4 protein-coding genes are annotated in these 17574 nt (G+C 65.8%); 3 read left to right on the top strand and 1 reads right to left on the bottom strand.

The annotated features are described in order from the left end of the window. Window positions 1-55 precede the first annotated feature (55 nt). On the bottom strand, window positions 56-11098 hold the full coding sequence (locus AU188_RS07620) for a type I polyketide synthase (RefSeq protein WP_059163147.1): 11043 nt from the start codon (window positions 11096-11098) through the stop codon (window positions 56-58). A 222-nt stretch (window positions 11099-11320) separates the two neighbouring features. On the opposite strand from AU188_RS07620, the gene AU188_RS07615 reads away from it, so the two are divergent. Genes AU188_RS07615 through AU188_RS07605 form a run of 3 tightly spaced genes read left to right on the top strand, consistent with a single transcriptional unit; the run spans window position 11321 to window position 17537 of the window. Continuing rightward, window positions 11321-12742, top strand: a complete 1422-nt coding sequence (locus tag AU188_RS07615) for a condensation domain-containing protein (RefSeq protein ID WP_059163146.1) — start codon at window positions 11321-11323, stop codon at window positions 12740-12742. Between the two features lie 22 nt (window positions 12743-12764). Continuing rightward, window positions 12765-15773 carry an MMPL/RND family transporter gene (locus tag AU188_RS07610; RefSeq protein WP_059163125.1) on the top strand — a complete coding sequence of 1003 codons (3009 nt, stop codon included), beginning with the start codon at window positions 12765-12767 and terminating at the stop codon, window positions 15771-15773. A gap of 15 nt (window positions 15774-15788) precedes the next feature. Next, the gene (locus AU188_RS07605) at window positions 15789-17537 is read left to right on the top strand and encodes an AMP-binding protein (protein WP_286137350.1); all 1749 of its coding nucleotides are present in this window, start codon (window positions 15789-15791) and stop codon (window positions 17535-17537) included. Window positions 17538-17574: the final 37 nt, after the last annotated feature.

The raw sequence follows: 17574 nt of genomic DNA, 5'->3' as shown, positions 1-17574 counted from the left end.
GCTCACAGATCGCGATTTTCGCCAGATCGGCGATCGGCCCGCAGTCTCGGCGGGATCAGTCGCCCTCTGAAACCACCTGCTTCTCTGTTGATTCCGCCTCCTCCTGCGGCGACGAATCCGCGTCCGGCAGCTGACCCACGAGATACTCGGCGAGCCCCCCGATGGTCGGATAGTCGAATACCGCGGTCGCGTTGATGGTGAACGCGCCGCCGAACTGACTGTGCAACCGGTTGCGAAGTTCGATCGCCATCAGGGAATCGGTACCCAGGTCCAGGAATCGACTGGTTGCGGCCGGCGGTTGTGCCAGGCGCAGGAAGTTCTGCACTTCGCGCTGAAGGAATTCGGTCACGAAACCGGCGCGCTGCGGCACGGGAATCTCCTGTAGTTGCCGAAGCAATTCGCTGTCGCCGGTCACCTCGCCTTCGGGACGGGGCAAGACCAGATCCAGAATCGGTGGACGCGAAGCGCCCAACAACTTCGCGGCGCGCTGCCAATTGGCTTTGATGACGGTGGCCTGCCCGGTGCCGTTGGCGACGACCTCGCTGAGTGCGCTGAGCGCCGCCGAGGGTTCGAGCGGAATCAGCCCCTGCGCACTGAGATTGGCGCTCGCGGCGTCCGAAGAGGCCATCCCGCCTTGGGCCCAGGGCCCGAAGTTGACCCCGGTCGCCGGCAGGCCCTGCGCCCTCCTGAGCGCGACCAAGCCGTCGAGCAGCGCGTTGGCAGTCGCGTAATTTGCCTGACCGGGCGAACCGAACACGCTGGACACCGAGGAGGACACGACGAAGAAGTCCAGATCGTCATCTTTCGTCAGCCGGTCCAGATGGCAGGCGCCGAACGCCTTGGGCGCCAACGTCGTCCGGAAGCGCTCCAGGGTCTGCTCCGACAGCAGCGCATCATCGAGGACGCCGGCCAGATGCGCCACCCCGGCGAGCGGCGGCAACTCCGCGCGGATCCGCTCGAGTACGTCTGCAACCTCGGACTCGTCGCTGACATCGGCCGCGAAGACGTGGACGCGGCACTTGTAGCGCTCGGTGATCTCGCCAATCGTGTGCTGCGCGTGTGCGTCGGGTTCACGCCGACTGGTCAGCACGATGTCACCGGCACCGAGTTGGGCGAGATATGCCGCGGTGTGCAGACCGATCGCGCCAAGGCCACCGGTGATCAGATAGCTCCGATCGGCTCTTGGCTGCAATGGATTCGGGATCTGCAGCACGATCTTTCCGATGTGCCGCGCCTGCTGCATGCGGCGGAACGCCGCCCTCGCCTCGGTGATCGGGTAGATCTCGGCGGGCAGTGGAGTCCACTCGCGGCTGGCCATCCCGTCCGACACTTCGGTCAACAACCGCTTCACGTGGTCAGGATTGTGCAGCGCGGTGGCATCGAGCGCCACGATCTCGTAGGCGATATCGGGACGCGTCGCCGCCATCTGCTCCGGTGTCCAGATGTCGCGCTTGGCGATCTCGGCGAAACGGCCGTTCTGAGCGGTGGCCCGCACGGTCGCTTCGACGAACCCTTCATTGGTCAGGCTGTTGAGCACCACATCAACGCCCGCACCGTCGGTATCCGCCAGTATCTGATCGGCGAAATCCGTAGTGCGCGAGTCGTAGACGTATTTCACGCCCATCTTGCGCAGCGTCGCACGCTTGTATGTGCTGGCGGTGGCGAAGACGATGGCACCGTGCTGCTGGGCCATCTGGACGGCGTACAGTCCGACGCCGCCACTGGCGGCATGGATGAGCACGCGATCACCGGGCTGCAATTGCGCCCAGTCGAACGCGAGCCGCACCGTCAGCGCCGCGGCCGGGATGGTCGCCGCCGCCACCGCGCCCAGCCCGTCGGGCAACGGCGCCACCAGCTGAAGCGGGACATTGAACCGGCTGCAGAATGCGCCCTGCATGAAACCGTAGACGCGCTGACCCACCTCGACACCGGTGACACCGCTGCCCAATTGTGTGACGACACCGGCGAAGTCACCGCCGATCGGTCCGGGGTCGCCCGGGTAGAGGCCCAATACGTTGAGTACATCCCGGAAGTTGAGGCCTGCGGCCTCCACCCGTACCTGCACGTAGCCCTGGTCCGGCGGCGGCACGTCGGCCTCGGTCAACCGCAGGTTGTCGATCGCACCGCGCTCGGTGGGCGCAAGAACGTAGTCCGATGAGCGCGGCACCGAGAGATGCCCGCTGCGCGCCCAGGGCAACAACCTCGAGGCCAGCAGCTTGCCTTGTCGCAGTGCCAGTTCCGGCTCGTCGACCGGTGCGGCCAGCAGACTTGCCAGCACCTGCACGGCCTCGGGTGAACCGTCGCTGTCGACCAGTTTGCAGCGCAGCGCCGGTTCCTCGTTGATCACGGTGCGTCCGAATCCCCACAGCGCGGCCTGGACCGGGTCGACCGGCTCGCCCGATTCGGTGGCCACCGCCCGCTCGGTGCTGATCCACAGTCCGCCAGGCAGTTTCACGCCGCCGTTGTTCGAGCCGCCTTGCACAGCGTGCACAATGCTGAGCAGGTTGGCGAGTTCGGCCTCGATCCGTGCGCTGACGTCGGCACTCGATTCTCCTGCGCTCGGCGCGGTGCTGCGCCAAACGACGCCAGAGAACGGCGAACCGCGCTCATGAGCGTGCGCCAACACCTGTCCCAACAGCTCCGGATCGGTGTCCCGGTCGAACGGGATGCAGCCGGGCACGTTGGCTGCAAGTTCGTCGAAGCCGGCAATCAGCCAGGTGCCGTCGCCGATTTCGGCGCCCTCGGTATCGCTGACCGCCGCCGCTGAAGCCACCTCGTGCCAGCCCAGGGTGTAGAGCAGCCGGGTGGCGTCCCCGCCTAGGCCGCGTAGCAGCGCCTCGCGTGGCGCACGTTTGACCGTGAACTCGCGAATTCCGCCCAGTGCGCGGCCATCCCTGTCAACGAAATCCAGGTCGAAGACCTGGGTCTCATTGTCGACGCCGCTGACGTGCCACTTCGCGCGGCAGTAGAACCTCCGCGGAATCTTCTCTCGCAGCGTCACCCTCCCGTACCGCAACGGCAGCAACAGATCGTTCACACCGCGTTCGACCGCAAGGTGCGACGGGAATGCCGGGAAGGTGACCCCGGTGCACAGATCCATCAGGACCGGGTGCATCGGCTCGGATCCCAGTTGTTCGGCCAGCTCCTCGCCGACAAGGAGGTCGCCGATCGCCTCGCCCTCACCGACCCACAGCGACTTCAGGGAACTGGACCAGGTCGGCCCCCACACCAGTTCAGCGTCGGCGAACGTTTCGAACAAGTCCTGCGGGCGCATGCGGTTCAGCCGCTCGACCACTTCGTCGACCGGCTCCGCACTCTCCGATACCGGCTCGTCGGCGACGGCCGAGTCCCCGCTCAGGACGGTGCCGTCGGCGTTCAACGACCATTCCGCGCCGCGTTCACCGTAGGGCCGGCTGTGTACCTGGAAACGCCACTGGCCGTCGTCCTCCAGCGGATGCAACGACAGCTGCACCTCGCGGGAGCTCTTGTCGGGCAGGATGATCGGCTCGTAGAAGAAGACGTCCTTGACGGCGGCCGGGGCGCCCACCGCGGCCAGCGCCATTGCCGCATACGTCGCCCCCGGAACGACGACGGTGCCGTAGATGACATGATCGGAAAGCCACGGCAGCGACTTGACGGACAGCCTGCTGGTGTAGACCGACTCGCCCGAGGCGAGATCCTTTGCACTGCCGAGAATGCCAGAAGGTGCCGGACCGACTCCTCCTTCTATGGACATGCCTCCGGTCCTGGGCCAGAAGCGGCGGCGCTGGAACGGATAGGTCGGCAATTCGAATCTGCGCCTCGGCTCACGGTGCAGCGCAGCGAAATCCGGGCGGTGACCGCCGACGTAGGCCGAGGCCAACGCGTCCGCGATCTGGCGCCGGTCGCCGACACCTTTGCGCAGCGAGACGACCGCGCGAGGGGCCGCCAGGTGCTCCGGCCAGACCTGCACCGCAGCACCGGTCAGCACCGGTTGCGGACCGATCTCCATCAACACCGAACATCCCAACGCGGCCACGGTGCGCACACTTTCGGCGAATTGCACCGGCTGGCGGGAATGACGTCGCCAATACTGGGCGTCGAGCGAAGTTTGGGCCGTGAGCACAGTGCCGGTGCGGTTGCAGACCAGCGGCAGCGTCGGGGCAGCGAACTGCAACTGCGATGCGTATGACTCGAATTCATCGAGTACCGGGTCCAGAAGCTCGGAGTGGAACGCGTGGCTGGTCTCCAGCCAGGTGCAACGGACTCCCTCGTCACCGAATTTGGCGACGATCTGCTCCAGATCCTCACCGGGACCGGAGAGCACAGTGTTGGGCCCGTTGTAGGCCCCGACCGAGACCCGGGGGAACTCGCCGGCGGTCTCCTCGACCTGTTTGGCATCGGTGAACACCGCCACCATTCGCCCACCTTCGGGCAGGCTGCCGAACAACCGGCCACGCTCGGCCATCAGCCGCGCCCCGTCCTCGAGGCTGAACACCCCGGCCACGCAGGCCGCTGCGTACTGGCCCACGCTGTGGCCCAGCACCACGTCGGGCTCGATGCCCCACGACTGCCACAGCCGGGCCAGACCCATCTCGACCGCGAAGAGCGCCGGCTGGGCAAAAGACGTGTGCCGCAGCGCTTCAGCGTCGCGCCTGTCGGTGGCGAACAGCACGTCCAGCAGCGCGCGTGGCAGCATACCGTCAACCGCGTCCGCACAGCGCTTCACCGTTTCGGCGAAAACCGGTTCGGCGTCGAACAGCTCCCGCGCCATCCCCGGATACTGGCTGCCCTGCCCGGTGAACAACCACGCTGTCGTCGGTCGATCGGTGCACTCGCCACGCAACACACCCGGTCGCTGCCGATTCTGCGTCAACTCGGCCAAGCCTTCGCGGGCGCCCTCGACCGAATCCACGACCAGCGCGGCCCGATGCTCGAAATGCGAACGGCCCTTCCCCGCGGTGAGGCATACCCCGGCGAGGTCGGCATCCGGATACTTCTCGAACCAGGCGCCGTACCGCTGCGCCAACTCCACCAGTGCTTCCGGTGACCGCGCCGACAGCGTCAGCACATTGACACGCTGCTCGTCGGTGTCTGAGGCGGAAGCGCCGGAGGCATCGTCGTCGGCGGCCACCGCTAGTGGCGGCGCTTCCTCGATCAGCAGATGCGCGTTGGTACCGGTGAATCCAAAGGAACTCACGCCGGCACGTCGCGGCCTGCCGTTGGCCTGCCACGGAGTCGCCTTGTCGACGACCCGCACCGGCAGCGAGTCCCACGGAATGTGCGGCGAAGGGTTGTCGAAGTGCAGGCTCTGCGGCAGCAGCTCGTTCTGCAGCGACAACACGACCTTGATCAGACCCGCTGCGCCTGAGGCGGATTCGAGGTGCCCGATGTTGGTCTTCACCGAACCCATCAGCAGCGGTCGGTCCGGGTCGCGGGAGGCGCCGTAGGCGGCTGCAGCCGCCTGCACTTCGATCGGATCGCCCAGCGGGGTGCCAGTCCCGTGCGCCTCGAGGTAGTCGACGTCGGCGCCGGCCAGACCCGCGCGGGCCAGCACGGTCCCGATAAGGCGTTGCTGTGCACCACCGTTGGGCACCGTCAGCCCGCTGGACGCGCCGTCCTGGTTGACTCCGCTGCCGGAGATGACCGCTTGGACTCGATCGCCATCACGAACCGCGTCGCTCAGCCGCTTGAGCACCAGCATGCCGCAGCCCTCGCTGCGCACGTAGCCGTCGGCGGAGGCGTCGAACGTCTTGCATCGTCCGACGGGGGAGAGCATCCTGGCGCGAGAGGCGGCAATCACCGTCACCGGACTCAGCAGCACATTCACACCGCCGGCCAGTGCCATATCGCAGTCCCCGGCATGCAACGCCTGGCACGCCTGATGCACGGCCACCAACGCCGAACTACATGCGGTGTCGACAGCGACGGCCGGTCCCTCGAGTCCGAGGGCGAAGGCAACGCGACCGGAAACCGCATTGAGTGCATTGCCGGTGATGAAGTACGGCTCTATCTTGTCGACCGACTCGGAGGACAGCAGGTGCGCGTACTCGTTGGCCGCGACTCCCACGAAGATGCCGGTTCGACTGCCGCGCAACGCCGATGGCGCATATCCGGCTCTCTCGAGACCCTCCCACGCCGCTTCCAGCGTCAGCCGCTGCTGCGGCTCGATCCACACGGCCTCGCGCGGGGAAATGCCGAAGAACTCGGGATCGAATCCGTCGATGTCGTCGAGGAATCCACCCCGGCGCGTGTAGATCTTGCCCGGCGTCTCTGGATCCGGGTCGTAGAACTCGTCGATGTCGTAGCGGTCCTCCGGGACTTCTCCGATCGCATCGACACCGCCGGACAGCACTTCCCAGAACGCTTCCGGATCGGGTGCGCCGGGGAAACGGCACGACACCGCGACGATGGCAATCGGTTCGTCCGTACGCGTCACCGCCGACGCGGGTTGCGGCGATGAATCGGCCTGCTCGCTGAGCCCCAGCACGTCTCCCAGCAGGTATTCGGCTACGTCGGACAGACAGGGGTGGTCCATCACCAGCGTGATGGGGATCTCCTTGCCTACGCCCTGTTCGATGCGGCGCCGCAATTCGACGCCCATCAGCGAATCCATTCCGAGATCGAAAAAGCCTGCGTCCTCGCGGATCTGCGCGGAGTCTACGCGCGTCACCTCTGCCACCGCGTCGCGCAGATAGTCGGTCAGAAGCTTCTTTCGCTGCTGCACCGGGGCATTGGTGAGCTGCTCGACCAGCTGGGTGTTACCCGATGGCAGCACAACGGGCGCCGCCTCCTGAGTAGGTGCCTCGCGCTCCAACTCCGCCAGGAATGCCCGCCTGCCCGCCTGCTGGTACAGCGGCAGGAAGCGACCCCAGTCGATGCGGGCCACAACTCCTTGGGCAGAAGACGTCGAGACGACATCGGCAAGACCGGCCAATGCGACGGTAGGTGACAACGTCTTCACGCCGCGTTGATCCAGTCGTGCGCGGGATTGCGCGTCGGCCATGCCGACCGACCAGGGACCGAAGTTGACGCTGATCCCGGGAACGCCCTGTTCACGCAGACGCCACGCGAGGCCGTCGAGGAAGGCGTTCGCCGCACCGTACGCGGCCTGCCCGTACCCGCCCCACACCGACGCGATCGACGAGGTACTGATGAAGAAGTCGAGTTGAAGGTCAGCCACTGCTTCGCTCAAATGCCAAGCACCCCAGACCTTCCCGGCGAAGACGCGATCAACCTCGGCGTCGTCCTGGCTGCTCAGCGCGGCGGTACCGATCTCGCCCGCTGCATGGACGATGCCCGCGAGCGGCGGCAACTCGGCCTGCACGGTGGTCAACAGGCGTGCGACGTCGTGCGCATCGGCGACATCGGCGGCCATGACCTCGGTTTCGCAGCCGTGCAGTTCGCTCAATGCGTCGATGCGATGTCGCACAGCATCGCCGGGAGAACGCCGACTGGTCAACACCAGGTGCTTGGCGCCGTGCGCGGCCAAGTACCCGGCGATCTCCAGCCCAATCGAGCCGAGCCCGCCGGTCACCAGATACGTTGCGTCACCGCGCAGTTCCAGCGGCGCACCACTCGGCTGGCCCGCCCGCCGAACCAGCCGGGGAACGTAGACCGCTTGGTCGCGCAGCGCGAATTGGTCTTCCCTGACGGCCGAGTCGTTCGGCGTCGTGATGCGGCTGATGAACTCGGACCACTCGTCGGCTCGAATGTCCCTGCCGTGCGGCAAGTCCGCGAGCCCGCCCCACACTTGGGGAAGCTCCAGCGCTGCGGCGCGACCGAATCCCCACAGGCAACTCTGATCGGGTACGACGGAATCCCCGTCGACGACCCGCTGCGCCCCTCTGGTGACCAGCCAGATGGGCGCGCGGAGATCAGCGGCGACCGCGGCGTGGAAGAGCCGCCGTGTCCCACCCAGAATTCGGTGTTGCATCCGCAATAGCGACTGCATCGACGGTGCGGTCTCGAAGTCGATGGCCGCGACATGCACGATACGGAGGGTCGGATCGTCTGCTCCCGCAGCGCGTATCACCTCTGCGAGGCGTTCCTGGTCGGCGTCGGACGCCGGCAAGCCGACGATCTGGTACCGGTGGCCACGTGCGGTCAACGCATCGACCAAAGGCTGGATTGCCTCGGAGTCGTCACCGACAAGGATGCAGGTGGATCTTTCGCCGGCATTGCCGCGCAGGGTTGGCGCAGCGAACTTGTCCCAGCGGAACTCGTAGCGGTCGTCAGCGATGGATCGGGTCGTTCGCTGCTGGTTGTGTTGGGCCGCAAGCTTGGTCAGCACGGACAGGGCTTGACTGTCGTCGCCTGCACCGTTGAGTAGGCCCGCGAGTTCCTCGATCCGGCCGTCCTCCAGAAGACGGATGACGTCGGTACGCGGCGCGTCGAGGTTCTGCTGTTGGGTGGGGCGCTCGCGATTGTCCCGATACCAGTATTCGCGATGCTCGAACGGGTAGCTGGGCAGGTCGACCTTTTGGGCGTGCGCCTGCCGGAACGCACCGAAGTCGGGCAGGTGGCCCAGGACATAGGCGTCGGCAACCGCTTCGATGATCTGCCTGTGGTCGGCGGTGTTTCGGCGTAGCGAGGCGATCACCCGCGGGGCGGTGGCAGGGTCCGGCCATGCACCCAGGGCTGCGGCGCTGAGTACCGGCCGCGGACCGATTTCGAGCAACACTTTGCAGTTCAGGTCGGCAAGCGTGCGTACGCTCTTGGCGAACTCCACCGGTTGGCGCGCGTGACGGCGCCAGTAGGCGCCGTCGAGCTTGACGCTTCTGCCGAGCGCGACGCCGGTACGGTTGTCAATCAAAATCCGTTGTGGCGTTCGGAATTCGAACTGCTGCGCATACGTCTCGAAGTCGTCGAGGATCGGATCCAGCAGCGCCGAGTGGAACGCGTGGCTGGTGTCCAGCCAGTCACAGCGGACACCATCGGCCGCCAGTTGCGCCGTCGCCTTTTCGAGATCCTCTGCGGGACCGGATAATACGGTGTTGGTACCGTTGTAGGCGGCGACCGACAGGCTCGGGAACTCATCGGCGCGGCTCTCGACACGATCGGGGGTGGCGAACACCGCGACCATCCGGCCGCCCGCGGGCAAACTACCGAAAAGGCGTCCACGTTCGGCCATCAGCAGCGCACCGTCCTCGAGGCTGAGCACACCCGCGACGCAGGCCGCCGAATACTGGCCGACGCTGTGGCCCAGCACCACGTCGGGTTCGAAACCCCACGCCTGCCACAGGGCGGCCAACCCCATCTCCACTGCGAACAATGCAGGCTGCGCGTAAGCGGTCTGCCGCAGCGTTTCCTCGCTGCCGGGGCTGTCCACCTCGAAAATCACGTCAAGTAAGAGCTTTTCGAGGGTATCCGCCACCGCGGCCGCGCACCGTTTGAGCGTCTCGGCGAACACCGGCTCGGTGTCGAACAACTCGCGGGCCATACCGGGGTACTGGCTGCCTTGGCCGGTGAACAGCCACGCCGTCTTCGGTGCCTCGTACGACTCGCCGCGGACCAGGCCGGGAGCCGGGCGGTCCTCCGCCAGTGCGCCGAGCAACTCGATGGCGGATTCTCTTGAATTGGCGACGACCGCTGCCCGGTGCTCCAAGTGTGCTCGACCGGCCCCCGCGGTGAAGCAGACATCCGCCAAGGTGGCCTCCGGGTGTGCGGTCAGCCAATCGCGGTATCGGCCGGCGAGCTGCACCAGAGCCGCCGGCGTCCGGGCAGACAGCGGAAGGAGACTGAACTCCCGATTTGCGGTCTGAGGGACCGGGCGCACAGCGGGCCGCGTTGCCTGCTCCGGCGCTTCCTCGATGATGACGTGAGCGTTCGTCCCCGCGAACCCGAATGAGCTGACGCCGGCGACACGCGGCACACCGTTGCGTTCCCAAGGGGTGGCCTGCTTGACAACCTCCACCGGAAGCCGGCCCCAGGGGATGTGTGGCGACGGATTCTGGAAGTGCAGGTGCTGCGGCAACAACTCGTTCTCGAGCGACAGGATGACCTTGATGACGCCCGCGATACCCGCCGCTGCCTCCAGGTGACCGATGTTGGTCTTGACCGACCCGATCAACAGCGGCTGGCCGGCGTCGCGTCCGGCGCCGAGCACGGCCCCGGCGGCCTGGGCCTCGATCGGGTCCCCCAGTGACGTCCCGGTGCCGTGTGCCTCCAGATACCCGACGTCGCTGGGCTCGAGGGCGGCGCCCTTCAGCGCATCGGCGATGACCCGTTGTTGCGCAACGCCATTGGGCACCGTCAAGCCGCCCGACGCGCCGTCTTGATTGATCGCGCTGCCGCGGATCACGGCCCGGACGCGGTCACCGTCGCGAATCGCGTCCTCGAGTCGTTTGATGACGATGACACCGCAGCCTTCGCCCCGCACATAGCCGTCGGCGGCCGCGTCGAACGTCTTGCAGCGGCCGTCGGGAGCGAGCATGTGTGCGCGGGAGAAAGTGATCATGGTCGCCGGGGTGAGCAGGAGATTCACGCCGCCGACCAGGGCGAGGTCACATTCCCCCAGGCGCAGCGCCTGGCTCGCCTGATGCATGGCGACCAGCGACGAACTGCACGCCGTGTCGACGGCGACCGCCGGACCCTGCAGTCCCAGCCGGTAGCTGATCCGGCCCGCCGCTGCGGCATGGGACGTGCCGATGGCCATGTAGGCCTCGATCTCCGGGTAGGTCATCTCGTCGGATGCCATGCCCAGGTAGTCGTGGGTGGACATCCCCACGAACACCCCGGTGTTGGAGTCGGCCAGCGCGGTCGGCGCCGTCCCGGAATGCTCCAACGCATGCCACGCGGTCTCCAGCAACAGCCGATGTTGCGGATCCATCAACCTGACCTCGCGTGTCGACATGCCGAAGAACGGCGCGTCGAATCCCGTCACATCGTCGGCGAAACCGGCGCGACGCGTCACGACCTTGCCGGGAGCGTCGGGATCCGGGTCGAAGAATTCGTCGACATCCCAGCGGTCCGGCGGCACCTCCGATACCGCGTCGCGGCCTTCGCGAAGCAGGTCCCAGAACCCGTCGGCGTCCCGGGCGCCCGGGAAACGCGCTGCATAGCCGATGACTGCTAGACGCGGCGGGCCCGGCTCGATCGGATGTACGGCGGATTCCATGCCGTTGTCCTCCCATGCGTCGGCGGTCACAGACGACGGCCGGTAAGGCAGCGTCTCGCGCCTGAAGTGCAACCCCCCCGGAGACTATGGCATCGATGCGTGTGGCATGGGGGTGTTCGGATTCCGAGGTTCGGCCAAGGCCGGGCGACTGCGTGGAAGCGGGGGTATGTTGATCCCGCACGGCCGATGTCGGAACCGTCGGCCGAGCGGGAGGACGACGTTTTGCGGATCGGCAAGATCACGGTTGGCGCACTTGAGGAATGGTCGCTGAAGCCGGGCACCGTCACTTCCTGGCATCCGACGGCCGCCGCCGCGGAAAAGGCGCGCCACGCGCCGGTCAGTACGGTGCCGGTCAGTTACATGCAGACGCAACATCTTCGCAACTTCTGCCAACGGGCTTCGGCGGGGCTGAACTTCTCCCGGCAGATCATCGCCAGCTGCGATGTGTCCGGCCAGTGCGATATCGCGGCGATGGACCACGCCGTCAACGCCTACTTACGTCGGCACGACACATTTCGCAGTTGGTTCGAACCGGTCGGCGATGGCGAGTTCATTCGGCACGCCATCGTCGATCCGGCTGACATCGAATTCATGCCGATCGACCACGGCAACATGACGGTCGACGAGATACACGCGCATGTGGTCGGCATACCGCCTCCATTGGAGTGGGGCTGCTTCACTTTCGGAATAAACCAGAACGAGGACTACTTCACTTTCTTCGCCGCCATGGATCACGTTCACGGGGACGCGACATTGATCGGCACAACAATGTTGGAAGCCAACGGGATGTATTCGGCGCTGAGCGAAGGCGGAGATGCGCTCACGCTTCCCGATGCCGGGAGCTTCGATGATTTCTGTGTCCGCGAACGTGAGCGCACATCGGCGTTGACCGTGGATTCGCCCGAGGTTCGGGCATGGATCGAGTTCGCCGAAGAAAACGAGGGCGGCTTCCCCGAATTCCCGCTGCCGCTTGGCAATCCGCTGGAGTCGACCAGCAGTGACATGATGTCGGAAGTCCTGATGGACCCCGCGCAGACCGAGCGCTTCGAATCAGCTTGCACGGCGGCCGGCGCACGTTTCATCGGCGGCTTGTTCGCCTGCCTCGCCCAGGTGGAACACGAGTTGACGGGTGCTCTCACCTATTACGGTCTCACGCCGCGGGATTCCCGCACTGGCACCGACAATTTCATGACGCAAGGCTGGTTCACGGGGTTGATTCCGATCACCGTGCCGATAGGCGCGGCTTCATTCGGCGACGCCGCGTGGGCGGCGCAGGATTCTTTCGACTCGAATCTGAATATGGCCAAAGTGCCGTATTACCGAGTGCTGGAGTTGGCGCCATGGCTGAGGTGGCCACAGCCGAATTTCCCCGTGTCGAATTTCTTTCACGGCGGCGCTGCGCCGCTCAATGCTGTTCTGGCGGCGGCCGACATGGGGCTGGCGAACAATATCGGAATCTATCCGGACGGCCGTTTCTCCTATCAGCTCACCATCTACATATTCCGTTATGGCGAGGGCACGGTGATGGCAGTCATGCATCCCGACAATTCGGTCGCCAGAAAGTCGGTTGCCCGCTATATGAAGACGATGAAGTCGGTCTCGGAACTGGTAGCCGACAGCGGGCACTGGGGGCGTGTCGCATAGGTGAAGCGGCGGGGGTGAGGATATGCGGCGGTTAGCCGATCTCGTAGTGCGGTGGCCGTGGGCGGTTATCGGGGTTTGGCTCGCGATGGCGCTGGCCCTACCGCTGGCATTCCCGTCGCTGGACGAGATGTCGGAGAAGCATCCGCTCGTCATCCTGCCCAGCGATGCACCGTCGAGCGTCACCGCCAAGAAGATGGCCGAGGCTTTTCACGAGTCGGGTTCGGACAACCTCATGGTCATCGCGTTCATCAACGAAGCCGGCCTGGTGCCCGCCGACGAAGCCACCTACCGCAAGGTGGTGGATGCGCTGCGCGACGACGTCGGCGATGTCGTGGCGGTGCAGGACTTCCTCCGCACGCCACAACTGCGCCCGTTCCTGACCAGCGACGACAAGACGACCTGGGTGCTTCCGGTCAACCTCGACGGTGAGTTGGGCACGCCGCGCGGCTTCGACTCATTCAACCGGGTGTCCGACATCGTCGAACTCAACGTCGGTGGCAAAGATGCGGCCGGACCACTCAAGGTCTACATCACCGGTCCGGCGGCCACCGTCGCGGACCTCACCGTCGCAGGCCAGCACGACCGGCTGCCCATCGAAGTCGCGATCGCCGTCTTGGTGCTGCTGGTGTTGCTGTTGGTCTACCGCAGCGCGGTCACGATGTTGCTGCCGTTGGTGACGATCGGATCGTCGCTGATCATCGCCCAAGCCGTAGTCGCCGGCTACTCCCAGCTGACCGGCTCGGGCGTCTCGAATCAGTCCATCGTGTTCCTGAGCGCGATCATGGCCGGCGCCGGAACGGATTATGCGGTCTTTCTCATCAGCCGCTATCACGATTATCTGCGGGAGGGCGCGGATTTCGACCGGGCGGTCAAAGCCGCGTTGATCTCGATCGGAAAGGTGATCACCGCATCTGCGGCCACGGTGGGGATCACCTTTCTGCTCATGAGCTTCACCCAGATGGGAGTGTTCCGGACGATAGGAGTGTCGTCGGCAATCGGGATCGGCATTGCCTTCCTTGCCGCGGTGACCCTGCTGCCGGCAATCCTGGCGCTGGCCGGGCCGCGCGGTTGGGTCAAGCCGCGGCGCGAGTTGACCGCGCGGTTCTGGCGCCGTTCCGGCATCCGGATCGTGCGTCGACCCGTGCCACATCTGGTCGCGAGTCTGCTCGTGTTGATCCTTTTGGCGAGCTTCGCAGTGTTCGCGCGGTTCAACTATGACGATCGCAAGGCCGTGGCGGCGTCGGCGCCGAGTTCGGTCGGGTACGCCGCGCTGGAACGTCATTTCCCGGTCAGCCAGTCCATCCCGCAATACCTGCTCGTCCAGTCTCCGCATGACCTACGCACACCGCAGGCCCTCGCGGATTTGGAGCAGATGGCGTCGCGCATCGCCCAGTTGCCGGACGTCTCCCTGGTCAGCGGCGTCACGAGACCGCTGGGCGAGGTGCCCAGAGAGTTCCGGGCCACGTTCCAGGCCGGCATTGTCGGTGACCGGCTGGCCGCCGGTTCCGCCCAGATCGAAGGGCGGACGGACGACCTCGACGAGTTGGCCACCGGCGCCAACACGCTGGCCGATTCGCTCAGCGACATGCGCGCGCAGGTCGACGCGATCGCACCCAGTATCCATAGCTTGCTCGAGACGGTCTCGACGATGAAAACCGAGTACAGCGGCGACCGGCTGGTGCGGTACGTCGAAGTCGCCGCCGAACTCATCGACAGCCTCAACAAGCTCGGCACCGCCACGGGCATGAGATTCGGCGCCGTCGAGGACATGTTCGCCTGGATGGGACCCGTCCTGTTCGCGTTGAACGGCAATGCGGTCTGCGATGCGAATCCCTCCTGCAGCGCCACCCGTGCGCAATTTCAGCGGGTCGTCGACGCGCGTCACGAAGGAAGCCGAGACCGGATCAACCAGCTGGCCGGTGAGTTGGAGAGCGTCGAGAACAGAAAGACGCTGAACGCCACGATGAACAAGCTGAACGGTGCGCTCACCGTCGTCGGCGAGGCGGTCAGTGAGATGGGGCTGGACAAACCCGGCGGCCTCGAAGCGGGTTTGACCGACCTGCAGCAAGGCGCCGACCGCCTGGCCGGCGGAAGCCGGCGAGTGGCCGCCGGAGTCGACGAACTCGTCGAGCAGGTCAAACGGATGGCCTCCGGTCTCGACCAGGCATCGGCCTTCTTGTTGACGATGCGGCACGACGCGGCCGACTCGGCGATGGCGGGGTTCAACATTCCGCCCGAGGTACTCAACGCCGTGGAATTCAAGAAAGCCACCGCGGCGTTCGTCTCGCCGGACGGCCACTCGGTGCGCTATCTGGTGCAGACCAAGCTCAACCCGTTCAGCTCCGAGGCCATGGATCAGGTCACGGCGATCAACGACGTCGCCCGGGGCGCTCAGCCCAACACCGCACTCGCCGACGCCTCGATATCGATGGGCGGGTTTCCCGCTGCGCTGCGGGACACCCGCGACTATTACGAGCAAGACATCCGATTCATCATCCTGATGGCCCTCATCGTGGTGTTGGCGACGTTGGTCGTGTTGTTGCGTTCGATCATCGCGCCGCTTTACCTCGTCGGGTCTGTGGTGCTCTCCTACTTCGCGGCCATCGGCATCGGCGTTCTGACCTTCCAAGTGATACTCGGTGAGGAATTGCATTGGAGCGTGCCTCCGCTGGCCTTCGTGGTGCTGGTCGCGGTGGGCGCCGACTACAACATGCTCTTTGTCTCGCGGATGCGCGACGAATCCCCGCACAGCGTGCGGTACGGCGTCATCCGCACGTTGAGTTCGACGGGCGGCGTGATCACCGCGGCCGGCTTGATCTTCGCCGCCTCGATGGCCGGTCTGCTGTTCTCCAGCATCGGCACCGTGGTCCAGGGCGGTTTCGTGATCGGCGTCGGCATCCTGCTGGACACGTTCGTGGTCCGCACCATCACGGTGCCGGCCGTCGCAGCGCTGGTCGGGCGGGCGAACTGGTGGCCGTCGCGGATAGGGCCGTCGCCGTCGACGTCACGGGTGCCGGCCGAAATCACCTAGAAACCGGAGGACACGCTGAACCAGCTCGCTCCCGCGTCGGAGTCATCGATTCTGTCGATGCTGTATGGACGCGCTAGCCTGCGCCCCGACGACGTCGCGTACACGTTCACCGACTACGCCCACGACTCGGCGGTCGCCGAGAGCCTCACCTGGTCGCAGCTGGCACGTCGAACGATGAACGTGGCACACGAAATCCGACGCCACGGGTCGCCCGGGGACAGGGCGGTGATCTTGGCGCCGCAAGGCCTGGAATACATCCTGGCGTTCCTGGGGTCCATGCAGGCCGGACTCGTGGCGGTGCCGCTTCCGTTGCCCCATCCCGGCTCGGGCCACGACCGGGTGAGCGCCGTCCTTGCCGACACGGAGCCCGCCGTTGTCTGCACGACGTCGGCGTCCGCGGCCGACGTCGGCGAGTTCGTGGCTCGGTCACGTTCGGACACGACGCCGGAGATCGTCGAGATCGATGCGCTGAACCTGGACGTCGAGGACCCGACAAGCCTTGCGCCGACCGAATGGCCGAGCATCGCGTACCTGCAGTACAGCTCGGGCTCGACCCGCACGCCGACGGGGGTCATGCTCTCGCACCGCAACCTCACGGCGAATTTCGAGCAGCTGATGAAATGCTTTTTCGCCGACTCCCCATTACCGCCGGACGCCACGATCGTGTCGTGGCTGCCCTTCTATCACGACATGGGACTGGTGTTGGGAGTCTGCGCGCCGATCCTGTGTGGCCGTCGTGCCGAGCTGATGAGCCCCGTGGCGTTCCTGGAGAGGCCGGCCCGGTGGATGCGGGCACTGGCCGAGAACCCGCAGGCGTTGTCGTCGGCACCCAACTTCGCGTTCGATCTGGCCGCCCGCAAGACCACCGACCGCGACCTGAACGGGCTCGACCTCGGTGGGGTGGTAGGTGTGTTCAGCGGCGCCGAACGCGTGGAGCCGGCCACGCTGCATCGCTTCGTGGATCGGTTCGCGCACTTCAATTTCCGGGACCACATGATGCGTCCTGCCTACGGTATGGCGGAGGCGACGGTCTTTGTCGCCGCGGGGACCTGGAGCGAGACGTCGCCGGCCGCACACTTCGATGCCGAAGAATTGGGTGCGGGTCGCGTTCGACCGTGTGCTGCCGGGAAGGGCACCGCACTCGTCAAATACTCGGTACCGCAGGCACCTACGCTGCGGATCGTCGACAGCAAGACACACCGCGAGTGTGCGGCGGACGTCGTCGGCGAGATCTGGGTGCACGGTGAGAACGTCGCCGACGGGTATTGGCGCAAGCCGCCGGAGGAGCAGAGTTGCTTCGGCGCAACACTTCTCGAACCGTCGCCCGGCACGCCGGACCGGCCGTGGTTGAAAACCGGGGATCTCGGCTTCATCTACGAAGGCGAGTTGTTCATCGTCGGCCGCATCAAGGATCTACTGATCATTCGAGGCCGCAATCACTATCCCGAGGACATCGAAGCGACCGTCCAGGAGATCACCCGCGGTCGGGTCGCGGCGGTGTCGGTTGCGGTGAACGGCACGGAAAACCTGGTCGCCGTCATCGAGCTCAGGATGCCAGCCGAGCTCGACGAGGCCGGGATGCGGTGGTTGAGCACCGTCAAAAGCGATGTAACCGCCGCGATTTCCAATGCGCACGGCCTCAACGTCGCAGATCTCGTGCTGGTGGCTCCGGGGGCCATACCCACGACGACCAGCGGCAAGATCCGGCGCGCGGCGTGTGTCGAGCAGTATCAGCTTGACCAATTCATTCGGTTGGACGCCTGAGGGAGCGGGTTGACCGGAGTAAGGTTCGGGGCACTGC

This window comes from Mycobacterium sp. IS-3022 (assembly GCF_001500065.1).
Lineage (GTDB): Bacteria > Actinomycetota > Actinomycetes > Mycobacteriales > Mycobacteriaceae > Mycobacterium.
The sequence above is the reverse complement of the archived record's forward strand: the minus strand, read 5'-3'. Positions and strand labels throughout refer to the sequence as shown.

What these genes read in the sequence shown, in the direction of transcription:
- AU188_RS07620 (WP_059163147.1), bottom strand. Translation starts at nt 11,098, where the DNA reads ATGGAATCCGCCGTACATCCGATCGAGCCGGGCCCGCCGCGTCTAGCA.
- AU188_RS07610 (WP_059163125.1), top strand. Translation starts at nt 12,765, where the DNA reads ATGCGGCGGTTAGCCGATCTCGTAGTGCGGTGGCCGTGGGCGGTTATC.